Source organism: Nakamurella panacisegetis, from assembly GCF_900104535.1.
Lineage (GTDB): Bacteria > Actinomycetota > Actinomycetes > Mycobacteriales > Nakamurellaceae > Nakamurella > Nakamurella panacisegetis.
In genome coordinates this window covers 298,484-321,754 of record NZ_LT629710.1, presented here as the reverse complement: position 1 = coordinate 321,754, position 23,271 = coordinate 298,484, and the positions used below count along the sequence as shown (strand labels likewise).

Genomic DNA, 23,271 nt, shown 5'->3' with positions numbered 1-23,271 from the left:
GGCCCGAGTGCTTTCCTCCGGGGCCGGTGATGTCGGTCCGGCATGCCACCATGGGTGCTGTGAGTGCATCGTCCCCCTGGGCTGCCCCCCGGACGCAGCCGGATCGCTGCCCCGGGCTCCTGCGTCCGCATCAGGCGGCCGACGGGGCTCTGGTTCGACTGCGCATCCCGGGCGGCGTGATCAGCGCGGCCGCTCTGACCGAGGTCGCCGCGGTCGCGACCGAATTCGGTGACGGGCAGGTCCGGTTGACCTCCCGCGGCAACCTGCAACTGCGCAGCGTCCCGGTCGACGCCGAAGGCGACGTCCCGGCAGAGATGGTCGACCGGATCGCGGCCGCCGGTCTGCTGCCGTCGGCTCGTCACGAACTGGTCCGCAACATCGTCTGTTCCCCGCTCACCGGTCGCGTCGGCGGCCGGGCGGATCTGCGGCCACTGCTGGCCGAACTCGACGCACGCCTGTGCGCGTCCTCCGAACTCGCCGCCCTGCCGGGCCGGTTCCTTTTCGCCCTCGACGACGGCCGCGGTGACGTGCTCCCGCTGGCCCACGACCTCGGCGTGCTGGCCGTCGACGCCGAGTACGTGCGGCTCAGCGCGGCCGGCGCGGTCGGTGCTCCGATCCCGCTGCACCGGGCCGCCGGTGAGCTGCTCGTCCTGGCCCGCCGGTTCCTGGCCCGCCGCGGGGCGGCGTGGCACGTGCGCGAACTCGACGGGGCGCCGCTGATTCCCGATGCCGGCGACCCGATGCTCCCGCTCGGCGGCCCACTCGACTTCGGCCGGCTCACCCAGGTCGACGGACAGGGCCTGTTGTCCCTGGGCGTCCCGCTGGCCACTCTGACCGCGGATCAGGTGGACGCGGTGGCCACGGCGGCGACGCGGAGCGGATCGGGCATGCTGGTCGTCACGCCGTGGCGCGGGCTCCTGCTGCCCGACCTGCGCGAGGACGCCGCCCAACCGGCGGCGGCGGGTCTCATCCTGGATCCGGAATCTCCGTGGCGGAACATCTCCGCCTGCGCCGGGGCTCCCGGCTGCGTCAAGGCCGCGGCCGCCACCCGGCCGGTCGCGGCGCTGCTGGCCGGAACGGGCTGCTCGGCATCAACCCCGGGCGTGCACGTCGTCGCCTGCGCGCGCCGCTGCGGGGCGCCCAGCGGCGAGCACATCCAGGTGCTGGCCGGCCCGTCCGGGTTCACCGTCTCCGGCCCGTCCGGTCGGCCCGACATCAACTGCGACGCCGCCCATCTGGCGCAGGTCGTCGCTCGCGCAAGGAATGGTTCGTGACCGACAACCTCATCGCCGCACCGAGAAGACGCTACGACTACGTCACCGACGGGCTCGAGATCTACCGGCGGTCGTTCGCCACCATCCGGTCCGAGACGGACCTGTCGGGGCTGCCCTCGTCGGCCGAGAAGCTCGCGGTCCGCATGGTGCACGCCACCGGGCAGATCGACCTGATCCGTGACCTCTGGGTACATCCCGGCCTCGTCCCGGCCGCGCGCACGGCGCTGGAGGGCGGCGCGCCGATCTTCACCGACGCGCACATGGTCGCGTCCGGCGTGACGCGGGCCCGGCTACCCGCCGACAACGACGTCATCTGCCTGCTCCGGGATCCCCGGGTGCCCGAACTGGCCGCCCGCTGGGGGACCACCCGGTCCGCGGCCGCGGTCTCCTTGTGGGGGCCGCGGCTGGAAGGTGCGGTGGTCGCCATCGGCAATGCGCCGACGGCTCTGTTCCACCTGCTGGAGCTCATCGACGACGGGGGGCCGCGCCCGGCGGCCATCGTCGGAATGCCGGTCGGGTTCATCGGGGCCCGGGAATCGAAAGAGGCGCTCTTGCAACACGAAGCAGGCATCCCCGCGGTCATCGTCCGCGGTCGCCGCGGCGGCTCGGCGCTGGCCGCGTCCGCCCTCAACGCCCTGGCCCAGGACCGCGAATGACGGGCCGACTGTACGGAGTCGGGCTGGGCCCCGGCGATCCGGAGTTGATCACCCGCAAGGCGGCCCGGTTGATCGAGGCGGCCGATGTCATCGCCTATCACTCCGGTACCCACGGCCGGTCCATCGCCCGGTCCATCGCGGCCGAGCTGCTGCCGGCCGGCGTGCGGGAAGAGCCGCTGGTGTACCCGGTGACCACCCAACGGTCGTCCCATCCGGGCGGCTACCAGGGGGCGATGGCCGACTTCTACGACGAGTCCGCGGAACGGCTGGCCGTGCACCTGCGTGCCGGGCGCACCGTGGTCGTGCTGTGCGAGGGGGACCCGCTGTTCTACGGGTCGTACATGTACCTGCACGACCGGTTGGCCGGGGAGTTCGTCACCGAGGTGGTGCCCGGCGTGACCTCCGTGTCGGCCGCCGCGGCGGCCGCCGGTCGACCCCTGGTCCGCCACGAGGACGTGCTGACGATCCTCCCCGGAACGCTCCCGGTGCCCGAGCTGGCCCGCCGTCTGGCCGACACCCAGGCCGCGGCGATCATGAAGCTGGGCCGCACCTTTCCCGAGGTGCGGGAAGCGCTCTCGCAAGCCGGCCGGCTCGACGCGGCCCTGTACGTGGAGCGCGCGTCGACCCCCGGCCAGGCGCTGGTCCGGGTGGCCGACGTGGATCCGTCGACGGTGCCGTACTTCTCGATCATCCTGGTGCCCGGCGCCGACCGGCAGGTCGGTGCCATGTCCGGCGACGCCGGCTCGTCGTCGGTGGCCGCCCCGGCCCCGGACCCGACCGAACTGATGGTCGTCGGGCTCGGTCCGGGACCGGACAGGTGGATCACCCCCGAGGTCACCGCCGCTCTGGCCGCAGTCGACCACATCGTCGGCTACGGCCCATATGTCGACCGGGTTCCGCAACGAGACGGATTGCAGCGTCACGCTTCCGGCAACACGGTGGAGGTTGACCGGGCGCGATTCGCGCTCGACCTGGCTCTGGCCGGCGAGAAGGTGGCCGTCGTGTCCGGCGGGGACGCCGGTGTGTTCGGCATGGCGTCAGCCGTGTTCGAGGCAGCGGAGGACGAGCGATACGCGCCGGTCAAGATCACCGTGCTGCCCGGCCTGACCGCCGCGCAAGCGGTCGCCGCGGCCGCGGGCGCCCCGCTGGGTGGCGACTACGCCGTCATGTCGCTGTCGGATCGGCTCAAGCCGTGGGACGTCATCGCCGACCGGCTGCGCAAGGTGTCCGAGTCCGACCTGGTCCTGGCCATCTACAACCCGGGGTCACGATCCCGGCCGACCCAGGTTGCCCAAGCGAAAACCGTGCTGCTGGAACATCGATCGGCGAACACCGTGGTGATCATCGGCCGGTCCGTCGGCCGGCCGGACGAGTCGGTGCAGACCACCACTCTCGGCGCCCTCGACCCGGCGAGCATCGACATGCAGTGCCTGCTGATCATCGGCGCCAGGGGAACCTTGGTCACCGGTGATCGCGTGTTCACCCGTCGATTCGTCCCGGAGGTGGTGGCCACGTCGGTCGGCGGCATGTCGTGACGGCGATTGCATCGGCCCGATCAGGGCGACGTCGGTGCCCCGCCCGCGGATCCGTCGGCGGTGATCATGGGACGCTTTCCGGGGGTGCACGAGCCACTCGCTGATCCACGGCTGACCTCCGCGCATACGCTTCTGCCCGGCGCAGATCGAAGTGCCCGTTCCCGGCGAAAGTCCGCCGGGAATGGGCACTTTCGTCTGCGCCGGGCCTTTTGGTATGCGCGGAGGCCCAGCTTCATATCCGCACAGGCCCAGCTTCATATCCGCAGCGGCCCAGGCTTCGTATGCGCGGAGGCCCAGCTTCATGTGCGCGGAGGCGCAGCTTCATGTGCGCAGCGGCCCAGGCTTCGTATGCGCGGACGGTCAGCTCTGCATACGCGACGGGATCAGTCCGCGGAGCGGCGTTGCCGCGCTGCCGCCTGAGTCGCCCCGGTCACAGTTGCTTGAGTCATGCAAGCAATATGCTTAGCATCGGTAATTGTGCAGAGTGAAACAACCGGACCCACCACGCAGGACTGCGTCGACCTGCTGCGCTCGCTGCAGCAGTTGACCCGTGCTCGTCGGCGGTCGATGAGATACAAGCAGGACGCCGGAGCGTTGATGATGCTCAGCGCCCTGGAGGGGACGCCAGGGGCCCGAGTCTCGATGCTGGCCGAGATGTTGATGATCGACATCTCGGCGGCCAGCCGTCAGGTGGCCGCGCTGGAAGGGGCCGGCCTCGTCGCCCGGGTCCGGGACGAGGCCGACCACCGAGCACAGCTGGTTCGGCTGACCGCCGCGGGGGAGATGGCCCTGGCCACTGCCTGCGAGACCGCCGGATCGGACATCGCCGGCCGGATCTCCAACTGGTCCGCCCAGGACCTGGGCACCCTCACCGATCTGGTCCGGCGCCTGGCCACCGACCTGGTCGCCAGCGAGCCGGGCTGCGCGAAGTCCCCGCCCGCCGCGTACCGGGTCCCGGCGTTCACCGTCGGCTGACCACGGAAGTTCGACCGCTGCCGGTCACCCGGCCTGACGCAATACCGGGCTCCATCCAAGGCCCGACCCTCTTTCGAAAGCGTGAACACATGACCAGCGCCACCGCGCCCCAGACCCAGCCGGCCCACGCCGGCGAGATCGGGACCATGTCCCACAAGCAGATCCTGCAATCACTGTCCGGACTGCTCATCGGCATGTTCGTGGCCATGCTCTCGTCGACCGTCGTCACCAACGCGCTGCCGACGATCATCAACCAGCTGCACGGCACCGAATCGGGTTACACCTGGGTCGTGGTGGCCACCCTGCTCGCCCTGACCGCGACCACCCCGATCTGGGGGAAGCTGTCGGACCTGATGAGCCCCAAGCTCCTGGTCCAGCTGTCCCTGGTCGTCTACGTCGGCGGATCGGCGATCGCCGGCCTGTCGCAGAGTGTCGGCATGTTGATCTGCGCCCGGGCCGTCCAGGGCATCGGCGCCGGCGGCCTTCTGGCGTTGGTCCAGGTGATCATGGCCCGGATGATCTCGCCGCGGGAGCGGGGGCGCTACAGCGGCTACCTCGGTGCCGTGTTCGCGCTGGCCACCGTGCTCGGCCCGCTGGTCGGCGGCGTGATCGTGGACACCCCCTGGCTCGGCTGGCGCTGGTGCTTCTACGTCGGAGTCCCGTTTGCCGTCGCCGCAATCATCGTCCTGCAGAAGACCCTGAGGCTGCCGACGATCAAGCGCGAGGCGAAGATCGACTACCTGGGGGCCAGTCTGATCGTCGCCGGTGTCAGCGTTCTGCTCATCTGGGTCTCGCTGGCCGGCACCAACTTCGACTGGCTGTCCTGGCCGTCCGCGGTCATGGTGATCGGCGGTCTCGCGTTGCTGGCCGTGGCGGTGTGGGTGGAGAGCAAGGTCGCCGAGCCGATCATCCCGCTCGCGATCTTCAAGAACCGCACCGTCACCTACGCATCGATCGCCAGCCTGCTGGTCGGATCCTCCCTGTACGGCATCACCGTCTTCCTCAGTCAGTACTTCCAGGTGTCCCGCGGCGACAGTCCGACCATGTCGGGCGTGGCCACCATCCCGATGGTGCTGGGGATGTTCGTGACGTCGCTCGTGATCGGCCGGATCATCACCCGGACCGGCAAGTGGAAGCGATACCTGGCCGCCGGCGGTGTACTGCTGGTCGCCGGACTGGCGGTGCTGTCGACGATGTCGTCCACCTCGCCGTACTGGGTGTTGGCCGTCGGCATGGCCCTGGCCGGCAGTGGCATGGGCGCCACCATGCAGAACCTGGTGCTGGCCGTCCAGAACAGCGTCTCCATCCGTGACATCGGTAGCGCTTCGGCCACCGTCTCCTTCATCCGATCGCTGGGTGGGGCCATCGGCGTCAGCGCCCTGGGGGCCGTCCTGGCCGGCAAGGTGACCTCGCACGTGGCCTCCGGACTGGCCCAGCTCGGGGTGCCGGCCTCGGCCCTCGGTGCATCGTCCGGTACTCCCGACACCTCCGCCCTGCCCGGACCGATCGCCACCGTCGTCAAGAGCGCCTACGGCACCGGCACGGCCTGGGCCTTCGGGTTGAGCGCAGTCGCGGCGGCGATCGGGGCCGTCGTGATCTTCCTGATCAAGGAGACCCCGCTGCGGGCCAGCAACACCGCACCGGAAGAACTCAACGTGATCCTGGATGCCGAAGTGGTCCAGGAAGAGGCGCTTCTCGACCTGGGCGACGCCGGGGATCCGACGTCCGGCGACACCCTGGTGGCGAGCGCACGCAGCTGATCGTCCCCATGACGAAAGGGGCGGCAGACCGAATCCCGGTCGGCCGCCCCTTTTCTGCGTTCGGAGACCGATGTCTCTGCTCCACCTCGATCAGGGATCGTAGAACTGCACCGATGCGCCGGACGAGAGGTCGACGAGACGTCCGGCCCGGGAATCGATCTCGGCCAACAGGCCCGGGACGTCGACGGTCAGCAGCTGCCGATTGCGCATCAGCACCCGGCCGGCCACCACGGTGGACTTCACGTCGTGGGTCTGGACGCCGTAGACCAGGGCGGCCCGCGGGTCGTGCAGCGGCCGATGGCGCATGCCGGACAGGTCGACCAGCGCGATGTCGGCCCGCTGCCCGGGTTCGAGAGCACCGGCGCCCGGGCCGAGACGGGCGGCGGCGGCTCCACCTCGCATGGCCAGTCGCAGAGTGTCCGAGACCGACAGGAACATGGCGTCACGGGTTTCGAGTTTCTGCGTCTCGGCGACCAGACGCAGTGCCTCCCAGACGTCCAGGGTGTTGTGCCCGGCCGCTCCGTCGGTGCCCGCGGCTACGGTGACGCCGAGTCCCAACAGGTCCCGGATGGGGGTGAGCGGCCACAGGGCGTGCTTCAGGTAGACCTTGGGACAGCTGGCGACCGCGATCCGATCGGCGTGCGCGGCCAGCATGTCGTAGTCCCGCGGCAGAATTCCGCAGCCGTGGGCGATCATCACCCCGGCGTCCAGGATGCCGGTCTGCTGCAGGACTTCGATCGGGGTGACGCCCCGCCGGGCCAGGCTCGACTCGGCCTGCTGGACGTTCTCGCTGGCGTGCAGGTGCACCCCGATCCCCAGGCGCCGGGCATGGTCGGCGAGCAACGTCAGATCGTCGTCGTTCACCGTGTAGGGCGCATGCGGTCCCATCGACACGCTGACCCGCCCGCCTGCTCCACCGTGCCACTGCTCCGCGAAGGCGACCGTCGCCTCCAGAGCGTCCCGCCCCTGGCTGCTGAAGTACGTCGGTGCGATGTCGGCCCGGATCCCGCTCTCGGCCACGGCTTCGGCGATCTCGTGGGGAGTGAAGTAATGGTCGACGAAGGTCGTCACGCCGGAGGAGATCATCTCGGCACAGGCCAGCAGGGCGCCGTAGTACACATCCCGATCGGTCAGATTGCTCTCCATCGGCCAGACCCGCTTGTTGAACCAGTCGTGCACCGGCACGTCCTCGGCCGCGCCGCGGAACAGCACCATCGGACTGTGGGTGTGCCCGTTGACCAACCCGGGCGTGGCCAGCAGTCCGTGGCCGTCGAGGATCTCGACACCATCCGGGACGAGCTGACCGGTCGGCGTGATCGCGGTGATCAGCCCGTCGTCGATCCTGATGTCCTGGGCCGTACGGACCGTCACATCGCCGGACTCCGGGACCACCAGCACATCGCAGCCTTGGATGAGCAGCGGGCCGGGCGGGTCGATCGTCATCGCGGGAACGCTACAGCGAGCGCCGCCCCGCCCTCGATGGCGGGTGATCGAGGTGGCGTGGCAGCGGCGAGATCGGGAATTTTCCACGGGCCGACCCATTGACGGGGCGGGCGCCGAGTGCTTCTATAACCATATGGTTCGCAAACCGCTTGGTTTGATACAGCATGAATGAGGCGCCGGCGACGGACCAGCTCAGCCTGATCTTCGCCGCGCTGGCCGACCCGACACGCCGCGCCATCCTGGCCCGGTTGACCGCCGGCGAGGCCACCGTCAAGGAACTGACCGAGCCGTTCGAGATGAGCGGTCCGGCGATCTCCAAGCACCTGCGCGTACTCGAGCGCGCGGGTCTGATCGAGCGCGGCCGCGATGCGCAGCGTCGGCCGTCGATGCTCCGGGCGGCGCCGTTGCAGCAGGTGAGTCGGTGGACGGAGGAATACCGCCGATTCTGGGATGCGAGCTACCGAAACCTCGACGACTATCTCGTCACCCTCCAGTCGAAGGAGCAGAACAATGGCCACCACCAGTAATGCGCATCAGACGGTCTGGACCACGCCAACGGACACCCAGATCGTCTCCGAGCGGGACTTCGACGCGCCCATCGACGTCGTGTTCGCCGCGTTCACCCGACCCGAACACGTCCAGCAGTGGTTGCTCGGGCCGGACGGCTGGATCATGCCGACCTGTGAGATCGACCTCCGGGTCGGCGGCGCCTGGCGGTATGTCTGGCGCAATCCGTCCGACGGGCGGGAATTCGAGATGCACGGCGTGTACCGGGAAATCGAGCCCCCCGGTCTGATCATCAACACTCAGGTGTACGAAGAATCGGAATCGGTGAACCGCATGGAGCTGACCGGGGTCGGCGGCCGCACCCACATGCGGCACACCATGACTCTTCCGTCCCAGGAAGCTCGCGATGCCGTGCTGGCCACCGGGATGACCAGCGGCGCCGACACCAGCTACGACCGTCTCGAGTCGTATCTCGCCGCGCGGTAGCCGGCCGCGCCATAGTGGGCCGCTCCGTAGTCGGCGGCGCACAGCCGGCGGCGCAGGGCGGTCGCGCATACGCCGGTCGCGCATGGTCGGTCGCGCACAGCCGGTCGCGCATGGTCGGCCGCGCATACGGAAATGCCCGGAATCGGCGGGAATCTGCCGAGAATGGGCATTTCCGTATGCGCCCGGACGGAATGTATGCGCCCGGACGGAATGTATGCGCCGGGACGGAACGTATGCGCCGGGACGGAACGTATGCGCCGGGACGGAACGTATGCGCGGAAGGGCAGCCTCAGCGGGGGCGGGTCGCGTAGAGGTGGGAGTCGGCGAAGTGCTTGGCGCCCAACGTGTTCCCGACGATGATGACAGCCGCCTGGCGCAGGCCGGCCGCTTCCACCTGGTCGGCGATGTCGGCCAGGGTGCCGCGCAGCACCAGCTCGGACGGAGCGGATGCGTTGGCCACCACCGCGACCGGTGCATCCTGGCCGTACTCCGGCACCAGATCGGCCACCACCTGACGGATCCGCGTGATGGCCAGGTGCAGGACGAGCGTCGCCCGGCTGCGGGCCAGCAGTGGAAGGGCCTCGGTCTCCGGCATCTTGGTCGACCGCGCCTGGGCCCGGGTGAGGATGATGGTCTGGGACAGCTCCGGGGCGGTGAGTTCCCGACCCAGGATGGCGGCGGCCGCGGCGTAGGCGGGCACCCCGGGGGTGACGTCCCAGGGCACGCCGGCCGCGTCCAGCCGCCGGGTCTGCTCGGCCAGGGCCGAGTAGATCGACGGGTCGCCCGAACACAGCCGGGCGACGTCGAGTCCGGCGGCATCGGCCCGCACCAGATGGGCGGTGATCTGGTCCAGGTCAAGGTGCGCGGTGTCGACCAGATCCGCCCCGGGCGGGCAGTGGGCCAACACGTCCGACGTGATGTAGGTACCCGCGTACAGGCAGACCGGGGCCGCGCCAAGGAGTCTCACCGCCCGGACGGTCAGCAGGTCGGCCGCTCCGGGCCCGGCGCCGATGAAATGAACCGTCATGCCGGACCTTCCGAAGCTCTGGTGATCGACCATTGGGTGACGGCCCGGGAGGGCGTCCAACCGGTGAACGTGCCGACCGGGGCGGCACGTTCGACCGACAGCCGGACCAATTCCCCGCCGAGGGCCTTGTACCGCTCGAACAGTGCCGCCTCGGTCTCCAGGGTCACCGCGTGGACGACCAGACGACCGCCCGGACGCAGTGCGGCCCAACAGGTGTCCAGCACTCCCGGCGTCGTCGCACCGCCGCCGACGAAGACCGCGTCCGGCTCCGGCAGGCCGTGGAGCGCGTCGGGAGCGCCACCGACGACCACCCGCACACCGGGAACGCCGAGCGACGACGCGTTCCGCCCGATCCGCTCGGCCCGCCCGGCATCCCGCTCGATCGCGATCGCGGCGCACCGCGGATCGGTGCGCGCCCATTCGACGGCCACCGAACCGGCGCCGGCGCCGACGTCCCAGAGCAGTTGGCCCGGCACCGGAGCCAGCCGGGCCATGGCCGATGCCCGCACGTCGCGTTTGGTCAGCTGACCGTCGTGCTCGAACGCCTCGTCAGGCAGGCCCGGAACGCCCGCCAACAGGACCGTGCCCGGGTCGGAGACCAGGGAAAGGCAGATCAGATTCAGCCGGGGCGACACCGCCGCCCAGGCCCGCGCGGTGCCCTCGATCCGGGATTCGGCCGGGCCACCGAGCTCGCCCAGCACCGTCATGCCCGATGCCCCGTACCCGGCGCCGACCAGCAGCGACGCCACCTGTGAGGGGGTGTTCTCGTCGGCGGAGAGCACGATCAGCCGGCGCCCGGGCCCGACCCGGGCCAGCACCGCCGCCGGATCCCGGCCGACCACGGTGACCACGTCCACCGACTCGGCCGGCCAGCCCATCGCCGCCCGGGCCAGGGCGACCGACGACACCGCCGGCACCACGGTGACGTTCTCCGCGCCGAGCCGGGCCACCAGCGTGCTGCCGACACCCGACACCATCGGATCGCCGGAGGCCACCACCACGATCTCGCGGCCCGCGTACTCGTCCAGCAACGCGGACAGGCTGGGCAGCATCGGCGTCGGCCACCGGCGGCGATCTTGGCCCGGGATGTCCGGCAGCATGGTCTGGTGGCGATGTCCGCCGATCACCAGCGGGGCGGCCGTGATGGCGTCCCGCGCGGCCGGTCCGAGGCCGTCCCAGCCGTCGGCCCCGATCCCGATCACGGTGACCCGGGCCGGGGGGACGGGTGTATCGGAGGGCACGGCCACCGACCCTAGCCGCTCGAGGCGGCGGCGCCGGTCGGAGCGTGCGGCTGCGCCGGCAACTGTGGGATCATTCGGGCGACCCCTCGAGAGGAATCCCGGTGGATCACGCCCTCACCGGCGTGGTGAATCCGGAGCGGTCCCGCCACTGTGAGCTGACGTCCCACCGACGAACAGCAAGCCAGGACGTCTCGAGTCGTCCCGCCCGCCCACCATCCGGGCGGCGGACCGTCAACGCGGGCGTGGACACCCGCACGAGGAGCTCGCAGATGCGTACCTACCCCTTCACGGCCGTCGTCGGGTCCGACGACATGGCCCTGGCGCTCGCCCTCTGCGCGGTGTCCCCGGCCATCGGCGGGGTACTGGTGCGCGGGGAGAAGGGCACCGCCAAATCCACCATGGTGCGGGCCCTGGCCGCGTTGCTGCCGGCCGTCGACGTCATAGCGGGGTGCCGGTTCTCCTGCGACCCGGCCGACCCCGACCCGCGGTGTCCCGATCACGCGCAGCACAGCGCGGCCGCCGCGCGACGGCCGGCCCGGCTGGTCGAACTCCCGGTCGGCGCGACCGAGGACCGCGTGATCGGCTCCCTGCACCTGGAGAAGGCGCTGGCGGCCGGCATCACCGAGTACGAGCCGGGGCTGCTGGCCGCGGCCCACCGTGGCCTGCTCTACGTGGACGAGGTCAACCTGCTGCACGACCACTTGGTCGACCTGTTGCTCGACGCGGCCGCGATGGGCCGCTCGACGGTCGAGCGGGACGGTGTCTCGGTCGCCCACGCCGCGCGGTTCGTGCTGGTCGGGACCATGAACCCGGAGGAGGGCGAGCTCCGTCCGCAGCTGCTGGACCGGTTCGGGCTGACCGTGGAGATCAGCGCGCCGCGGGACCCGGCCCTCCGGGCCGAGGTGATCCGCCGCCGACTCGCGTTCGACGCCGACGCCGACGCCTTCAGCCATCGCTACCAGGCGGCCGAGACCGAGATAGCGGACCGGATCCGGCTGGCCCAGGAGGCGATCGGCGGGGTGAGGTTGTCCGATGCCGCGCTGGTCAAGATCGCCGAGGTGTGCTCGGCCTTCGAGGTCGACGGAATGCGGGCGGACATCGTCACCGCGCGCACCGCGGTGGCCCACGCGGCCTGGCACGGCCGGACCACCGTGACCCGGGCCGACATCCGGGCCGCCGCCCGGCTCGCCCTGCCGCATCGACGGCGGCGCAATCCGTTCGACGCCCCCGGGCTGGACGAGGAACTCCTCGACGCGATCCTGGGCGACCAGGAGCCCGACCCGCCGTCACCCGAACAACCAGACCCCACGGAGCCTGATCCCACCGAGCCTGATCCCACCGAGCCCGACGCCGACGGGAACGGCCCGGACCTGGATGGCCCGGCCGACGGTTCGTCGGAGCCGCGGGCCGAGTCGGCCGGTGACGACCCGTTGCCGGACACGACAGACGACGAGCCCGGAAAGAGCCGGCCCGACGCCGCGGCCGACCCGCCACCGGACGCCCGGCCCCAGACTCCGGGCGCCGGCCCGGGGACCCACCGCACCGCCACCCCGGGAGGGGCCTTCCGGACCCGCTTGTTCACCGTCGCCGGCAGCGGGGAGGGGGAGGCCGGCAAACGCTCGCGGGCCATCACCTCCATCGGCCGGACCGTCGGATCGACCCCACTGGTCCGCGGGGCCGGCGGGTCGGTGCACCTGACCGCGACGGTCAGGGCGGCGGCGCCCTACCAGCTCGGCCGGGGCCGGGTCGGTGCCGGTCTGTTGTTGCGGCACAGCGACTTGCGTATGGCCGTGAAGGAGGGCCGGGAATCCAACCTGGTGCTGTTCTGCGTCGATGCGTCCGGTTCGATGGCCGCCCGGACTCGGATGGAACAGGTCAAGACGGCCGTGCTCTCACTCCTGATGGACGCCTACCAACGCCGCGACAAGGTCGGCCTGGTCACCTTCCGCGGGCACGACGCGGTGCTCGCCCTGCCGCCGACATCGTCGGTGGAAGTGGCGGCCAGACGCCTGGCCGACCTGCCGGCCGGGGGGCGCACGCCCCTGGCCGAAGGACTGCTCACCGCGCGGGAAACGCTCCGGCTGGAACGCATCCGCGATCCGCGCCGCCGCCCGCTGCTGGTCCTGGTCACCGACGGCCGGGCCACTTCCGGTCCGGACGCGCTGATCCGATCGCGGCGGGCCGGCGCCCTGCTCGCCGCCGAGCACGTGTCCAGCCTGGTGATCGACTGCGAGACCGGACGTTTCCGGATGGGCCTGGCCGCGGCGTTGGCCCAGAGCCTGGCCGCCGAGTACGTCCCGCTCGGCGAGGTCGGGGCGCAAGCCCTGACCGCGGCGGTCCGCGACTCCCGGGGGAGGGCCGCGTAATGCCGCAGGGTCAACCGGAATCGATCCCGCAGGACGGGCTCACCACCCGCCAGCGTCGCAACCGCCCGCTGCTCATGGTGCACACCGGCGACGGCAAGGGAAAGTCAACGGCCGCCTTCGGCCTCGCGTTGCGCGGTTGGAACCAGGGCTGGTCGGTCGGGGTGTTCCAGTTCGTCAAGAACGCGAAGTGGCGGATCGGCGAGGAGACCGCGTTCGAGACCCTCGGCGCGCTGCACACCGAACGGGGCACCGGCGGTTCGGTGGAATGGCACAAGATGGGCTCCGGCTGGTCGTGGAGCCGGCAACCGGGGTCCGAGTCGGACCACGCCGAGCAGGCCGCGCAGGGCTGGGAAGAGATCAAGCGGCGCCTGGCGGCGCAGACCCACGGTCTGTACGTGCTGGATGAATTCACCTACCCGATCAACTGGGGCTGGGTCGACATCGATGACGTGGTCGCCACTCTCGCCGCCCGTGCCGGCCACCAGCACGTGGTGATCACCGGGCGCCGGGCCGACCCGAAACTGATCGAAGCGGCCGACCTGGTGACCGAGATGACGAAGATCAAGCATCCGATGGACGCCGGACAGAAGGGCCAGCGGGGAATCGAATGGTGACCCGCCTGCCCCGGATCGTCATCGCCGCCCCGGCGTCCGGACACGGGAAGACCACGGTGGCAACCGGTCTGATGGCCGCGTTGCGGCTGGCCGGACATCGCGTGTCCGGGCACAAGGTGGGACCGGACTACATCGATCCCGGCTACCACGCGCTGGCCACCGGGCGTCCGGGCCGCAATCTGGATCCGCACCTGGTCGGTGAACACCGCCTGGTGCCGCTGCTGCTGCACGGCGCGGCCACCCCGGAGCCGGCCGACATCGCCGTCGTCGAAGGGGTGATGGGCCTCTACGACGGGGCGATCGGCCGGGACGGGTTCGCCTCCACCGCGCACGTCGCCGGGATCCTGCGGGCCCCGATCGTTCTGGTCGTCGACATCTCCTCGGCCTCCCGGACCATCGCCGCGGTGGTGCACGGGCTGGCCACCTTCGAACCCGAGACCCGGATCGCCGGGGTCATCCTCAACAAGTCCGGGTCGGCTCGGCACTCCGGCGAGGTGACCAGCGCTCTGGAGGCCACCGGTATCCCGGTGCTGGGTGTGCTGAACCGCGACGACGGGATCTCGGCGCCGTCCCGGCACCTGGGGTTGGTGCCGGCGCAGGAACGCGACGACGCCCGGACCGGCCTGGATCGTCTGGCCGGGCAGATCGCGGCCGGGGTCGACCTCGACGAGATCCTCCGGATCGCCTGGGGGGCAAGTGATCTCGACGGACAGGCGTGGGATCCGGAGCGGGAGTTGGCCGGATTCTCCCGGCCGATGTCGGCGGTCAAACCGGTGGTGGCGGTGGCCGGAGGTCGCGCGTTCACCTTCCGGTACGCCGAGACCGACGAGTTGCTGCGCGCGGCCGGGCTCGACCCGGTCGTCTTCGACCCGGTGTCCGACGACGCCCTGCCCGCCGGAACCCGCGGCATCTATCTGGGCGGCGGATTCCCCGAGGTGCACGCGGCCGGGCTGGCGGCCAACGAGTCGATGCGCGCATCGTTGCGGGCCGCCGTCGATGCCGGCGTGCCGACGGTCGCCGAATGTGCCGGGCTGCTCTACCTCTGCCGGAGCGTCGACGGCGCCGACATGGTCGGCGCGATCGAGGCGAGCGCCGCCATGACGCCGAAGTTGACGTTGTCCTACCGCAGCGCCATCAGCCCGGCCGACACCTTGCTGGCCCCGGCCGGCCACCGGTCGACCGGGCACGAATTCCACCGCACCACCGTCGATCCGGTACACGACGGCCGGCCGGCCTGGTTGCTCGACGGCGTCCCGGCCGGTTTCTCGATCGATCCGGCGGGGACCGGCAAGCCGACCTTGCATGCCTCCTATCTGCACAGCCACTGGGCCGGATATCCGTTGTTCGCGGCCAATTTCGCCCGGGCGGTGCACGACTTCGAGGGCGCCGTACCGGTTCCCGCGGTGCCGGTGCGCCCGACCGGATCGCCCGTCGTGCCCGTGGCACCGGCCGGGACCGGCCCGGTCGTCGCCGCCCCGGAGTTCGATCTGCACCACCACGGGGACGCCGACATCGCCGATGGATTGGTCGATCTCGCCGTCAACGTCCGCGTCACGGCGCCGCCGACCTGGCTGGCTGCCCTGATCGCCGACACCGTGGTCGATCTCGCGCACTACCCGCGACCGGAGGCCGCGTCCGAGGCCATCGCCGTCCGTCATCAGCGACCGCGTAGTCAGGTGCTGCCGACCAGCGGCGGGGCCGAGGCGTTCGCCCTGCTGGCCCGGGCCCTGCACCCGCGGCACGCCGTGGTCGTGCATCCACAGTTCACCGAACCGGAGGCCGCCCTGCTGGCCGCCGGCCATACGGTGGATCGGGTGATCCTGGACCCGGCCGACGGATTCGTCCTGCACGCGGACCGGATCCCGGACCAGGCGGACCTGGTGATGATCGGCAACCCGACCAATCCCACCGGGGTCCTGCACCCGGCGGCGGCGCTGCGCTCTCTGGTCCGGCCCGGTCGGGTGGTGGTCATCGACGAGGCCTTCATGGACGCGGTCCCGGGTGAGTCCCAGTCGCTGGCTGAGGCCCTGGTGCCCGGCCTGGTCGTGCTGCGGTCCCTGACCAAGACCTGGGGGATCGCCGGGCTGCGGGCCGGCTATGCCGTGGGCGACGAGTCGGTGATCGCCGCGATGGCGGCGCAGCAACCGTCGTGGTCCGTGTCGACCCCGGCGCTCGCAGCCATCGTGGCCTGTCTGCAACCGGCGGCGGTGGCCGAGGGTGCCGCGGCGACGAGAATCATCGCGGCCCACCGTCGGGTGCTCGTCGACGGGCTGGCCGAGTTGGGAATCCCGGTGACCGGGTCGCCGAGCACCCCGTTCGTGCTGGTCGACACGTCCCGGATCGGGGCCGTGCGGGATGCGCTGCGTGGCCACGGATTCGCCGTCCGCCGGGGCGACACCTTCCCCGGGCTGGGGTCGCAGTGGATCCGGATCGCCGTACGCGAACCGGCCGTCACCCGCCGCCTGCTGGAGACGTTGGCCACTATTGCGGCCACCGGCGCCGCCGGGGGCGCCTCGCCCGACCGGGCCCGTCGCTCGGCCCGTCCCGATGAGGCAGGATGGCCTGCTGTGCACAAGGTGAACGGATGACCGGCCCAGCGGGCGACATGAGAATCGACCTGCCGGTGCGGGGCCGTCAGGTGGTGGTGGTCGGCGGGGGCGTGGCCGCATTGGGCCGGATCGCCGCCCTCCGGGCGGCTCGGGCCGACGTCGTGGTGTTCGCCGTCGACCCGGTGGCCTCGGTGACCGACTTCGCCGACCGCGACCTGATCACGTTGCATCAGCGGGACATCGACGAGGACGACCTGCGCTCGTCCTGGCTGGTCTTCGCGGCCACCGGCGACGCCGACGCCGACGCCGCCCTGGTCGAGCGGGCCGCGGCGGTCGGCCGGTTCTGCCTCACCGGCTCCGGCCGGGCCGCGACCGAACCGGAGAACACCCGGCGCAAACTCGGCGGCCGCGTCGTCCTGGTCGGCGGTGGGCCGGGCGATCCCGGGCTGCTGACCTTGACCGGCATGCGGGCGATCCAGGAGGCCGACGTGGTGATCGCCGACCGGCTGGCGCCGCTGGCCGTGCTGCAGTACGTCCGGCCCGGCGCCGAGATCATCGACGTGGCCAAGATTCCGCGGGGTGAGTTCACCTCGCAGGAGGAGATCAACCGGCTGCTGATCACGCATGCCAAGGCCGGCAAGTCCGTGGTGCGGCTCAAGGGCGGCGACAGTTTCGTGTTCGGCCGGGGCGGCGAGGAGTGGCAGGCCTGTGCCGCGGAGGGTATCGAGGTGCAGCTGGTACCCGGGGTGTCCTCGGCGCTGGCCGGACCGGCGCTGGCCGGCATCCCGGTCACGCACCGCAGCCTGAACCAGGGCTTCACCGTGGTCACCGGGCACGTGCCGCCGGGTGACCCGCGGTCCACCCTGGACTGGAATGCATTGGCGCACACCGGGACTGCCCTGATCGTGATGATGGGCGTGGCCAATCTGGCGGCCATCGCGGCCACGCTGATCGCCGCCGGCATGGATCCGGGCACACCGGCGGCCACGGTGGCCGACGCCGGCCATCCCGGCCAACGGACGGTTCGGGCCCGGCTGGCCGACATCGCCGATGCGACGACCGATGCCGGGCTCGCCCCGCCAGCCGTCACCGTCATCGGATCGGTGGCCGGATTCGACCCGATGCAGCCGGAATGAACCCGGCCGCCCCGGCCCTGCACCTGGTGCGGCACGGGCAGTCCACATGGAACCTCATCGGCCTGGTCCAGGGGCAGACCGCCCATCCGGAGCTGACCGAACTCGGCCGGGACCAGGCCGTTCGGGCGGCCACCCGGTTGGCCGACCTCCCGATCGTCCGGCTGCTCACCTCCGATCTGGTCCGAGCGGCACAGACGGCCGAGATCATCGGGGCCGCAATCGGTGTCCGCCCGCAGGCGACCGCCCTGCTGCGGGAGCAGGACGTCGGCGACCTGGAAGGCCGGCCCAGTGACGACGCGGCCCTGGCCTGGGAGGCGGCCGCACAGGCGCTGGACGTCTACGGGGATCCGATCGGAGCGGTCGACGTCCGGCCGGGCGGCGGTGAATCGCTGCGTGACGTGCTGGCCCGGGTGACCGCCCTGCTGGCCTCGCCCTGGATCACCGAAGCGGCCGGGGACGTGGTGCTGGTCTCCCACGGTGACACCATCCGGGTGATGCTGGCCCACCTCCTGGGGGACGAGTTCGAGGACCTGGACTGGCGGCGGGTGGACAACGGCGAGGTGCACTCGGTCCACCGCACCGATGACGGAGCCGTGCGGTACGTCGTCCGCTCAGGCGCTCTCGTCCCGGGCCCACAGGGCTGACCAGGCGGCGAACGGCATCAGCGACCGCATGGTCCACCGGGCGTCGGATCGGCTGCAGCTCAACGCGTCCAGCGGCGCGACGTCGAAGTTGAAGTAGGCCGATTCGGGCAGCCCCAGCAGGTGGACGACGGCCGCGCGCACCACCGCCGGCGACGTGACCAGAACGGTGCGGCCGTCCGGCCAGTCCCCGTCGCACCGCCGGCCGACGCGGGCGATCAGTTCGGACACGGTCTCGCCGCCGGGTGGGCGCACCGTTGGCCGGCGGAAGAAGTCCGCCAACTCGGGTGTGCCGGCCATCAGCAGATCCATCGGGTCGGCGCCGGCCCACGCCCCGAGATCCAGATCGTCCAGTGCCGGGTCCACCTCGGCCGGCCAGCCGAGACCGGACGCGGTCTGGGCACAGCGTTGTTCTGATCCGCGCAGACATCCCACCATCCGGATCGGGGCCGGCTCGACCCGGCCGACGACCGCCGAATCGGGCGTCGGGAACGTCGCGGCGCGGGTCGAGTCGATCGGGGCGTTGGCCACGAAGACCAGGCGTGCCGCCATCGGATGTCCCTCCCACCGCCGGATGTCGTGGTGGCAGGATAGCCGCGCCGCGCCTGAAAGACTGGGCCGGTGAAAAGCGGATCGGTCCGGGACGGAGTCCGTCTGGCGATGGGCACCATGACGGCGCTGCGGGTACCGGGGCCGGTGGTGGTCGACCGCGACAGCGCTCGCGTGGCCATGATGGTCGCCCCGCTGGCCGTGCTGCCGGTGGCCGTGATCGCCGGGGCGGTCGCCGAACTCGGCCGGGCGGTCGCGATCTCGCCGCTCGTTGTCGCCGTCCTCGTGCTCGGGACCTTCGCCCTGGGCAGCCGGGCCCTGCACCTGGACGGTCTGGCCGACACGGCCGACGGCCTGACCGGCTCCTACGACGCCGAACGGGCGCTGGAGATCATGCGCCGGGGCAACACCGGTCCGGCCGGCGCCGCCGCCCTGGTGCTGGTGCTCGTGCTGCAGGTCGCTGCGCTGACGCCGATCCTGGCCCGGCCCTGGGGCCCGCTGGTGGCGGTGGTGCTGCTCGGCCTGGCCCGGTCGTCGCTGCTGGTCACCTGTGCGGCCGGCATTCCGGCGGCCCGACCCGGCGGGCTCGGGGCGTCGGTGGCCGGGGTGATCCCGCGGCCGGCCGGCGTCGTCCTGGGGGCGGTGGCCGCCGCGATCGCCGCGGTGGTGCTGCCGCTCAGCGGCCGACCCTGGTGGCAGGGCGTGACCGCGGTCGTCGTGGCCGGTGCGGCCGTGCTGGCGTTGGTGCTGCGGTGCCGCCGCCGGTTCGGGGGCATCACCGGCGACGTGGTGGGCGCCGGGATCGAGGTCGCCGCGGCCGCACTCCTGGCGGTGGCCGGTGCCGGCTAGAGCCGGAGCACGCGGCCCGCGACGACGAGCAGCACGTCGTCGCTGACCGCGGCGATGCCCTGATTGACGGTGCCCAGCAGGTCCCGGAACAGCCGTCCGGAGCGGTGCTCGGGGAGGATGCCCATCCCCACCTCGTTGGTCACGGCGACCAGGGGTCCGCTCGCGCCGACCCAGGCCTGGGTCAGCTCCTGGACCCGGTGGTCGAACTCGTCACGCCAGTCGGCGGCCGGCCGGTCCCAGCCCCGGAGGTCGTCCATCAGGGCGGTCACCCAAGTGCCGAGGCAATCGACCAGCACGGCGCCGTCGGCGGCGCGCACCGCGGCGGCCACGTCGATCGTCTCCACCGTCGACCAGTGGGCCGGGCGGCGGGCCTGATGGAGCGCGACCCGCTCCGCCCAGTCCGGGTCGGCGACCGGGTCGGGGATCGGGCCGGGGGCGACGTAGGTGACGGATTGCTGGTGTTGCAGAAGGGATTCGGCGTAGGCCGACTTCCCGGAGCGGACGCCGCCGGTGACCAGGGTGCTGCGGACCGTCATCGGTTCTCGGGGTCCTCTCGGGCGGTCGGGGGTGACCGGGCCACCGTACGCTGACGGGCGTGACGACGTCCCGCGCCCGCAGTGTCGGCCTGCTCGCCGGCGTGCTGGCCGACCGGCTGCTGGGCGATCCGCGGCGATTCCACCCGGTGGCCGGGTTCGGGCGGCTGGCCGCCGGCCTTGAGCAGATCGACTACCGCGATGCGCGAACGGCCGGCGTCCTCCACGTGGGGTTGCTGGTCGGCGGGACGGCGCTGCTGGGCCGCACGCTCGAGCGCTCCGCCGCCCGTCCGGTGACGCGTGCCGTGGTCACCGCCGCCGCCACCTTCGCCGTTCTCGGCGGTCGTTCGCTGCAACGGGAGGCCCTGACCATCTCCGGCCGGCTCCGCTCCGGGGAGCTGGAGGCCGCCCGGCTGCAGATCACCCACCTGGTCGGCCGGGACCCGTCCCGGCTGGACGCCGCGCAGATCACCAGGGCCACCATCGAGTCGGTGGCCGAGAACACGGCCGACGCGGTGGTCTCGCCCTTGTTCTGGGGAGCCATGGCCGGGATGCCGGGACTGCTGGCCTACCGGGCGGCGAACACGTTGGACGCGATGATCGGCCATCACCGCCCGCGCTACGAGAACTACGGCTGGGCCGCCGCCCGGCTCGACGACGTCCTGAACTTCGTCCCGGCCCGGCTCTGCGTCGTCGTGGTCGCGCTGTGTGCCCCGGTGGTCGGTGGCCGTCCGATGGACGCGTTGCGGGCCGCGCGACGCGACGGGCCGGGACATCCGAGCCCCAACGCGGGGCCGGTGGAGGCGGCGTTCGCCGGTGCGCTGGGCATCACCCTGGGCGGGGTCAACGTCTACGCCGGCCGCGTCGAGGACCGCGGCACCCTGGGCGACGGCCCACCGCCGGAGGTACCCGACATCGCGCGGGTGGCCCGGTTGTCGGCGGCGGTCACCCTGGTCACCTCGATCTCGGCCGCGATGCTCGGGTCGGCTATCGGCTCGCGCCGATCCAGGCGACGGCGTCCTCGACCGTGGCGACGGCGTTGACTCCGGGCCGGGTGGCCGGGCGGCGCACGACGATCACCGGGATGTCCAGCCGGGCCGCCGCGTCCAGCTTCGCCGACGTGTAGGCGCCGCCGGAGTCCTTGGTGACCAGGACGTCGAGCGACCGGGTCGTCATCAACTCGATCTCTCCGGCCAATCGATACGGCCCGCGGTCCCGGATGATCTCCCAGCGCTGCGGCAACGTCCCTTCCGGCGGCTCGACCACCCGCACCACGGTGACCCGGTCGGCGAGCACCCGGAAGTCGTCCAGGGTCTGCCGACCGGTGGTCAGGAACGCTCGGCGCCCGGCCTGCCGCGCCGCGACTGCGGCTTCGGACGTCGAATCCACCCACCGCCACGATCCCGCGTCGGGGCGCGTGCCCCAGCCCGGGCGGGCCAGGCGCAGCAGGGGCGTACCGGTGACCTGGACCGCCGCGGCGGCGTGGCCGGACATGGTGGCGGTGAACGGATGAGTCGCGTCGACGACGGCGGCGTACCGATGAGTCCGGAGGTGCTCGATCAGTCCGGCCGTGCCGCCGAAGCCGCCGATCCGCACCGCGCCGACCGGCAGCGCCGGGTCGGACACCCGCCCGGCCAGCGACGACAACACGGTCACGCCGTTGTCCTGCAGGGCCGCGGCCAGGGCCCTGGCCTCGGCCGTGCCGCCCAGGACGAGGACGGTCGGTTCGTCTGCCGGGCCGGTGGGTGGTCGGGACCAGTCGGTGGGCACACGCGAGTCTGGCACGCGGACCGGGGCCCGGCCCGCGTCCGCCCGGGGCTGTGCCGTCGGCGGTGCGCGGCCGCGCTACCGTCCGGTCAGCGCGGCTCGGCGGTGCGCGGGTGCGGCCCGCCGCGGGCGGCCACCACCGCGGTCAGGCCGGCCAGGTGGGCCAGACGGGCGACCTCGGAGTCGCGCAGCGCGGGGCCTCCGGGCCGGCCGACGATCACCGCGATCTCGGGCGAGCCCACCGGGGCGACGGCCATCTCGGTGCCGATGGTCTTCCAGTCCTCGGGCACCCAGTAGGCCTCCGGGTCGAGCACACCGGCTTCCTCGACCGGGGCCCAGCCGGGCGTCACCCCGGTCAGGTTCGGAACCCCGCCGCCGCCGGCGAGCAGATGAATGACCTTGTCGTCGCCGACCCGGACGACGATGGCCCAGCCGGCTCGGAGGACCTTGGGCAGCATCCGGGCCAGGGCTTCGATGGCCTTGGCCGGTTCGGCGGCGATCGCCTCGACGAGTTCCCACTCGCGGTGACGGTCGGCCACCCCCGGGTCGGGACGGACCGACTCCACCCGGACCCCGGGTACGGTCTCAGCCGCGGTGATCAGCACGTCGGGCTGCCGCCCGCTGGGCAGGTCGACGACCAGATCGTCGACGGCGTTCTCGTAGGAGCGTTCGACGATGTCCATGGCCAGGATGTCGGCGCCGACCCGGCCGAGCGCACTGGCCACCGCCCCCAGGCTTCCCGGCCGGTCCGGCAGTACAACCCGAAGCACGTAGGACATGGAACCGCCTTCATATTCTGATGAGTCGATTTGTCGGGTCCTGTTCGTCGTCGCCGCCACCCCGCAACCACGGCCAGTATCGCCGAGAGTGGTTTCCGGCAGGTGTCCTGCGTGAGTCTGCCCGATGTGGGCCCCGCCCGACGTGTCCCGTGGGCCCGGAGACACGACCTAGGATCGTTGAGTACCGCTGCGCGCCCAGCGTCCGGCGACGTATCTACTGCCTTGGAGGATCGTGTCCAGCTCCGCAGAGCCGACCGGCGTGGCCGGATCGAGCCACCCCACGCTCACTCGTGACGATGTCGATCACCTCGCCCACCTGGCCCGGTTGGACCTGACCGACGCCGAACTCGACACCTATGTCGGGCAGTTGTCGGTGATCCTCGATGCGGTGTCGGAGGTGACGGCCGTGACCTCCGGGCAGGAGATCGAGCCGACGACCCACGCGGTCCCGTCGACCAACGTGTTCCGGCCGGATGTCCGGGTACCCGGATTGAGTCAGCGCGAAGCGTTGGCCGGGGCACCGTCAGCGCAGGACGGTCGGTTCCGCGTCCCGCAGATCCTGGGAGAAGAGCAGTGAGCAGGCA

General features: G+C 71.9%; 22 protein-coding genes and 1 riboswitch. Of the genes, 15 read left to right on the top strand and 7 right to left on the bottom strand.

Annotation, left to right across the window (positions count from 1 at the left end):
* Positions 1 to 59 precede the first annotated feature (59 nt).
* The 5 genes from BLS97_RS01460 to BLS97_RS01440 all read left to right on the top strand — a co-directional run bounded on the left by BLS97_RS01460 (position 60) and on the right by BLS97_RS01440 (position 6,200).
* Positions 60 to 1,274: a precorrin-3B synthase gene (locus BLS97_RS01460; protein ID WP_197676351.1), complete on the top strand. Its 1,215-nt coding sequence runs from the start codon at positions 60 to 62 to the stop codon at positions 1,272 to 1,274.
* Entirely contained in the window at positions 1,271 to 1,930 is a 660-nt protein-coding gene (locus BLS97_RS01455; protein ID WP_172832192.1) for a precorrin-8X methylmutase, read from the top strand. The genes BLS97_RS01460 and BLS97_RS01455 overlap by 4 nt, the downstream gene beginning before the upstream one ends.
* The gene (locus BLS97_RS01450) at positions 1,927 to 3,465 is read left to right on the top strand and encodes a precorrin-2 C(20)-methyltransferase (RefSeq protein ID WP_090474218.1); all 1,539 of its coding nucleotides are present in this window, start codon (positions 1,927 to 1,929) and stop codon (positions 3,463 to 3,465) included. The genes BLS97_RS01455 and BLS97_RS01450 overlap by 4 nt, the downstream gene beginning before the upstream one ends.
* Before the next feature lie 477 nt (positions 3,466 to 3,942).
* Positions 3,943 to 4,440 carry a MarR family winged helix-turn-helix transcriptional regulator gene (locus tag BLS97_RS01445; RefSeq protein ID WP_157695106.1) on the top strand — a complete coding sequence of 166 codons (498 nt, stop codon included), beginning with the start codon at positions 3,943 to 3,945 and terminating at the stop codon, positions 4,438 to 4,440.
* Between the two features lie 89 nt (positions 4,441 to 4,529).
* Entirely contained in the window at positions 4,530 to 6,200 is a 1,671-nt protein-coding gene (locus tag BLS97_RS01440; protein ID WP_090474216.1) for an MDR family MFS transporter, read from the top strand.
* 90 nt (positions 6,201 to 6,290) lie between these two features.
* Here BLS97_RS01440 and BLS97_RS01435 read toward each other — a convergent pair whose 3' ends face one another.
* Entirely contained in the window at positions 6,291 to 7,643 is a 1,353-nt protein-coding gene (locus BLS97_RS01435) for an amidohydrolase (RefSeq protein WP_090474215.1), read from the bottom strand.
* 164 nt (positions 7,644 to 7,807) lie between these two features.
* Here BLS97_RS01435 and BLS97_RS01430 point away from each other — a divergent pair, with 164 nt between their 5' ends.
* Complete coding sequence (locus BLS97_RS01430; protein WP_090474214.1) at positions 7,808 to 8,170, top strand: ArsR/SmtB family transcription factor; 363 nt, start codon at positions 7,808 to 7,810, stop codon at positions 8,168 to 8,170.
* Positions 8,154 to 8,636 (top strand): SRPBCC family protein, encoded by a 483-nt coding sequence (locus BLS97_RS01425; RefSeq protein WP_157695105.1) that lies wholly within the window; start codon positions 8,154 to 8,156, stop codon positions 8,634 to 8,636. Before BLS97_RS01430 ends, BLS97_RS01425 begins: the two co-directional genes overlap by 17 nt.
* Before the next feature lie 289 nt (positions 8,637 to 8,925).
* Here the strand turns inward: BLS97_RS01425 and cobM are convergent, their stop codons facing one another.
* Both cobM and cbiE read right to left on the bottom strand, forming a co-directional pair.
* Entirely contained in the window at positions 8,926 to 9,663 is a 738-nt protein-coding gene (cobM, locus tag BLS97_RS01420) for a precorrin-4 C(11)-methyltransferase (RefSeq protein ID WP_090474212.1), read from the bottom strand.
* Positions 9,660 to 10,904, bottom strand: coding sequence for a precorrin-6y C5,15-methyltransferase (decarboxylating) subunit CbiE (cbiE, locus tag BLS97_RS01415; protein ID WP_090481019.1), 1,245 nt, complete (start codon positions 10,902 to 10,904; stop codon positions 9,660 to 9,662). Before cbiE ends, cobM begins: the two co-directional genes overlap by 4 nt.
* A gap of 58 nt (positions 10,905 to 10,962) precedes the next feature.
* A riboswitch (cobalamin riboswitch) is annotated at positions 10,963 to 11,114 on the top strand.
* Positions 11,115 to 11,173: 59 nt separating this feature from the next.
* Here cbiE and BLS97_RS01410 point away from each other — a divergent pair.
* From BLS97_RS01410 to BLS97_RS01390, 5 genes are read left to right on the top strand one after another with little or no spacing between them, the layout of a single operon-like run.
* Positions 11,174 to 13,270: a magnesium chelatase subunit D family protein gene (locus BLS97_RS01410; protein WP_090481016.1), complete on the top strand. Its 2,097-nt coding sequence runs from the start codon at positions 11,174 to 11,176 to the stop codon at positions 13,268 to 13,270.
* Positions 13,270 to 13,884 carry a cob(I)yrinic acid a,c-diamide adenosyltransferase gene (gene cobO, locus BLS97_RS01405; RefSeq protein ID WP_090474211.1) on the top strand — a complete coding sequence of 205 codons (615 nt, stop codon included), beginning with the start codon at positions 13,270 to 13,272 and terminating at the stop codon, positions 13,882 to 13,884. The genes BLS97_RS01410 and cobO overlap by 1 nt, the downstream gene beginning before the upstream one ends.
* Complete coding sequence (locus BLS97_RS01400) at positions 13,878 to 16,472, top strand: cobyrinate a,c-diamide synthase (protein ID WP_090474210.1); 2,595 nt, start codon at positions 13,878 to 13,880, stop codon at positions 16,470 to 16,472. The genes cobO and BLS97_RS01400 overlap by 7 nt, the downstream gene beginning before the upstream one ends.
* Positions 16,469 to 17,569, top strand: a complete 1,101-nt coding sequence (gene cobA, locus BLS97_RS01395; protein ID WP_197676348.1) for a uroporphyrinogen-III C-methyltransferase — start codon at positions 16,469 to 16,471, stop codon at positions 17,567 to 17,569. Before BLS97_RS01400 ends, cobA begins: the two co-directional genes overlap by 4 nt.
* Positions 17,566 to 18,213 (top strand): histidine phosphatase family protein, encoded by a 648-nt coding sequence (locus tag BLS97_RS01390; RefSeq protein WP_090474209.1) that lies wholly within the window; start codon positions 17,566 to 17,568, stop codon positions 18,211 to 18,213. The genes cobA and BLS97_RS01390 overlap by 4 nt, the downstream gene beginning before the upstream one ends.
* Here the strand turns inward: BLS97_RS01390 and BLS97_RS01385 are convergent.
* Complete coding sequence (locus BLS97_RS01385; protein WP_090474208.1) at positions 18,181 to 18,762, bottom strand: histidine phosphatase family protein; 582 nt, start codon at positions 18,760 to 18,762, stop codon at positions 18,181 to 18,183. The two genes, BLS97_RS01390 and BLS97_RS01385, sit on opposite strands and share 33 nt — an antisense overlap.
* Before the next feature lie 69 nt (positions 18,763 to 18,831).
* Here BLS97_RS01385 and BLS97_RS01380 point away from each other — a divergent pair, with 69 nt between their 5' ends.
* A complete protein-coding gene (locus tag BLS97_RS01380; RefSeq protein WP_231988295.1) occupies positions 18,832 to 19,608 on the top strand; it encodes an adenosylcobinamide-GDP ribazoletransferase in 777 nt (258 codons plus the stop codon).
* Here BLS97_RS01380 and cobU read toward each other — a convergent pair.
* Positions 19,605 to 20,144, bottom strand: coding sequence for a bifunctional adenosylcobinamide kinase/adenosylcobinamide-phosphate guanylyltransferase (gene cobU / locus BLS97_RS01375; protein ID WP_090474206.1), 540 nt, complete (start codon positions 20,142 to 20,144; stop codon positions 19,605 to 19,607). The two genes, BLS97_RS01380 and cobU, sit on opposite strands and share 4 nt — an antisense overlap.
* Before the next feature lie 59 nt (positions 20,145 to 20,203).
* On the opposite strand from cobU, the gene BLS97_RS01370 reads away from it, so the two are divergent.
* Entirely contained in the window at positions 20,204 to 21,184 is a 981-nt protein-coding gene (locus BLS97_RS01370; protein WP_090474205.1) for a cobalamin biosynthesis protein, read from the top strand.
* Here BLS97_RS01370 and BLS97_RS01365 read toward each other — a convergent pair.
* Positions 21,129 to 21,911 (bottom strand): cobalt-precorrin-6A reductase, encoded by a 783-nt coding sequence (locus BLS97_RS01365; protein WP_090474204.1) that lies wholly within the window; start codon positions 21,909 to 21,911, stop codon positions 21,129 to 21,131. The genes BLS97_RS01370 and BLS97_RS01365 overlap by 56 nt on opposite strands.
* Positions 21,912 to 21,997: 86 nt before the next feature.
* Positions 21,998 to 22,687: an ACT domain-containing protein gene (locus BLS97_RS01360; protein ID WP_090474203.1), complete on the bottom strand. Its 690-nt coding sequence runs from the start codon at positions 22,685 to 22,687 to the stop codon at positions 21,998 to 22,000.
* Between the two features lie 232 nt (positions 22,688 to 22,919).
* Here BLS97_RS01360 and gatC point away from each other — a divergent pair, with 232 nt between their 5' ends.
* Positions 22,920 to 23,264, top strand: a complete 345-nt coding sequence (gene gatC, locus BLS97_RS01355; protein ID WP_269457483.1) for an Asp-tRNA(Asn)/Glu-tRNA(Gln) amidotransferase subunit GatC — start codon at positions 22,920 to 22,922, stop codon at positions 23,262 to 23,264.
* The last annotated feature ends 7 nt before the right edge of the window (positions 23,265 to 23,271 follow it).

Coding starts and splice junctions, on each gene's coding strand:
- BLS97_RS01450 (WP_090474218.1), top strand. CDS start 1,927: ATGACGGGCCGACTGTACGGAGTCGGGCTGGGCCCCGGCGATCCGGAG.
- BLS97_RS01440 (WP_090474216.1), top strand. CDS start 4,530: ATGACCAGCGCCACCGCGCCCCAGACCCAGCCGGCCCACGCCGGCGAG.
- BLS97_RS01435 (WP_090474215.1), bottom strand. CDS start 7,643: ATGACGATCGACCCGCCCGGCCCGCTGCTCATCCAAGGCTGCGATGTG.
- BLS97_RS01430 (WP_090474214.1), top strand. CDS start 7,808: ATGAATGAGGCGCCGGCGACGGACCAGCTCAGCCTGATCTTCGCCGCG.
- BLS97_RS01425 (WP_157695105.1), top strand. CDS start 8,154: ATGGCCACCACCAGTAATGCGCATCAGACGGTCTGGACCACGCCAACG.
- cobM (WP_090474212.1), bottom strand. CDS start 9,663: ATGACGGTTCATTTCATCGGCGCCGGGCCCGGAGCGGCCGACCTGCTG.
- BLS97_RS01410 (WP_090481016.1), top strand. CDS start 11,174: ATGCGTACCTACCCCTTCACGGCCGTCGTCGGGTCCGACGACATGGCC.
- cobO (WP_090474211.1), top strand. CDS start 13,270: ATGCCGCAGGGTCAACCGGAATCGATCCCGCAGGACGGGCTCACCACC.
- BLS97_RS01400 (WP_090474210.1), top strand. CDS start 13,878: ATGGTGACCCGCCTGCCCCGGATCGTCATCGCCGCCCCGGCGTCCGGA.
- cobA (WP_197676348.1), top strand. CDS start 16,469: ATGACCGGCCCAGCGGGCGACATGAGAATCGACCTGCCGGTGCGGGGC.
- BLS97_RS01390 (WP_090474209.1), top strand. CDS start 17,566: ATGAACCCGGCCGCCCCGGCCCTGCACCTGGTGCGGCACGGGCAGTCC.
- BLS97_RS01385 (WP_090474208.1), bottom strand. CDS start 18,762: ATGGCGGCACGCCTGGTCTTCGTGGCCAACGCCCCGATCGACTCGACC.
- cobU (WP_090474206.1), bottom strand. CDS start 20,144: ATGACGGTCCGCAGCACCCTGGTCACCGGCGGCGTCCGCTCCGGGAAG.
- BLS97_RS01360 (WP_090474203.1), bottom strand. CDS start 22,687: ATGTCCTACGTGCTTCGGGTTGTACTGCCGGACCGGCCGGGAAGCCTG.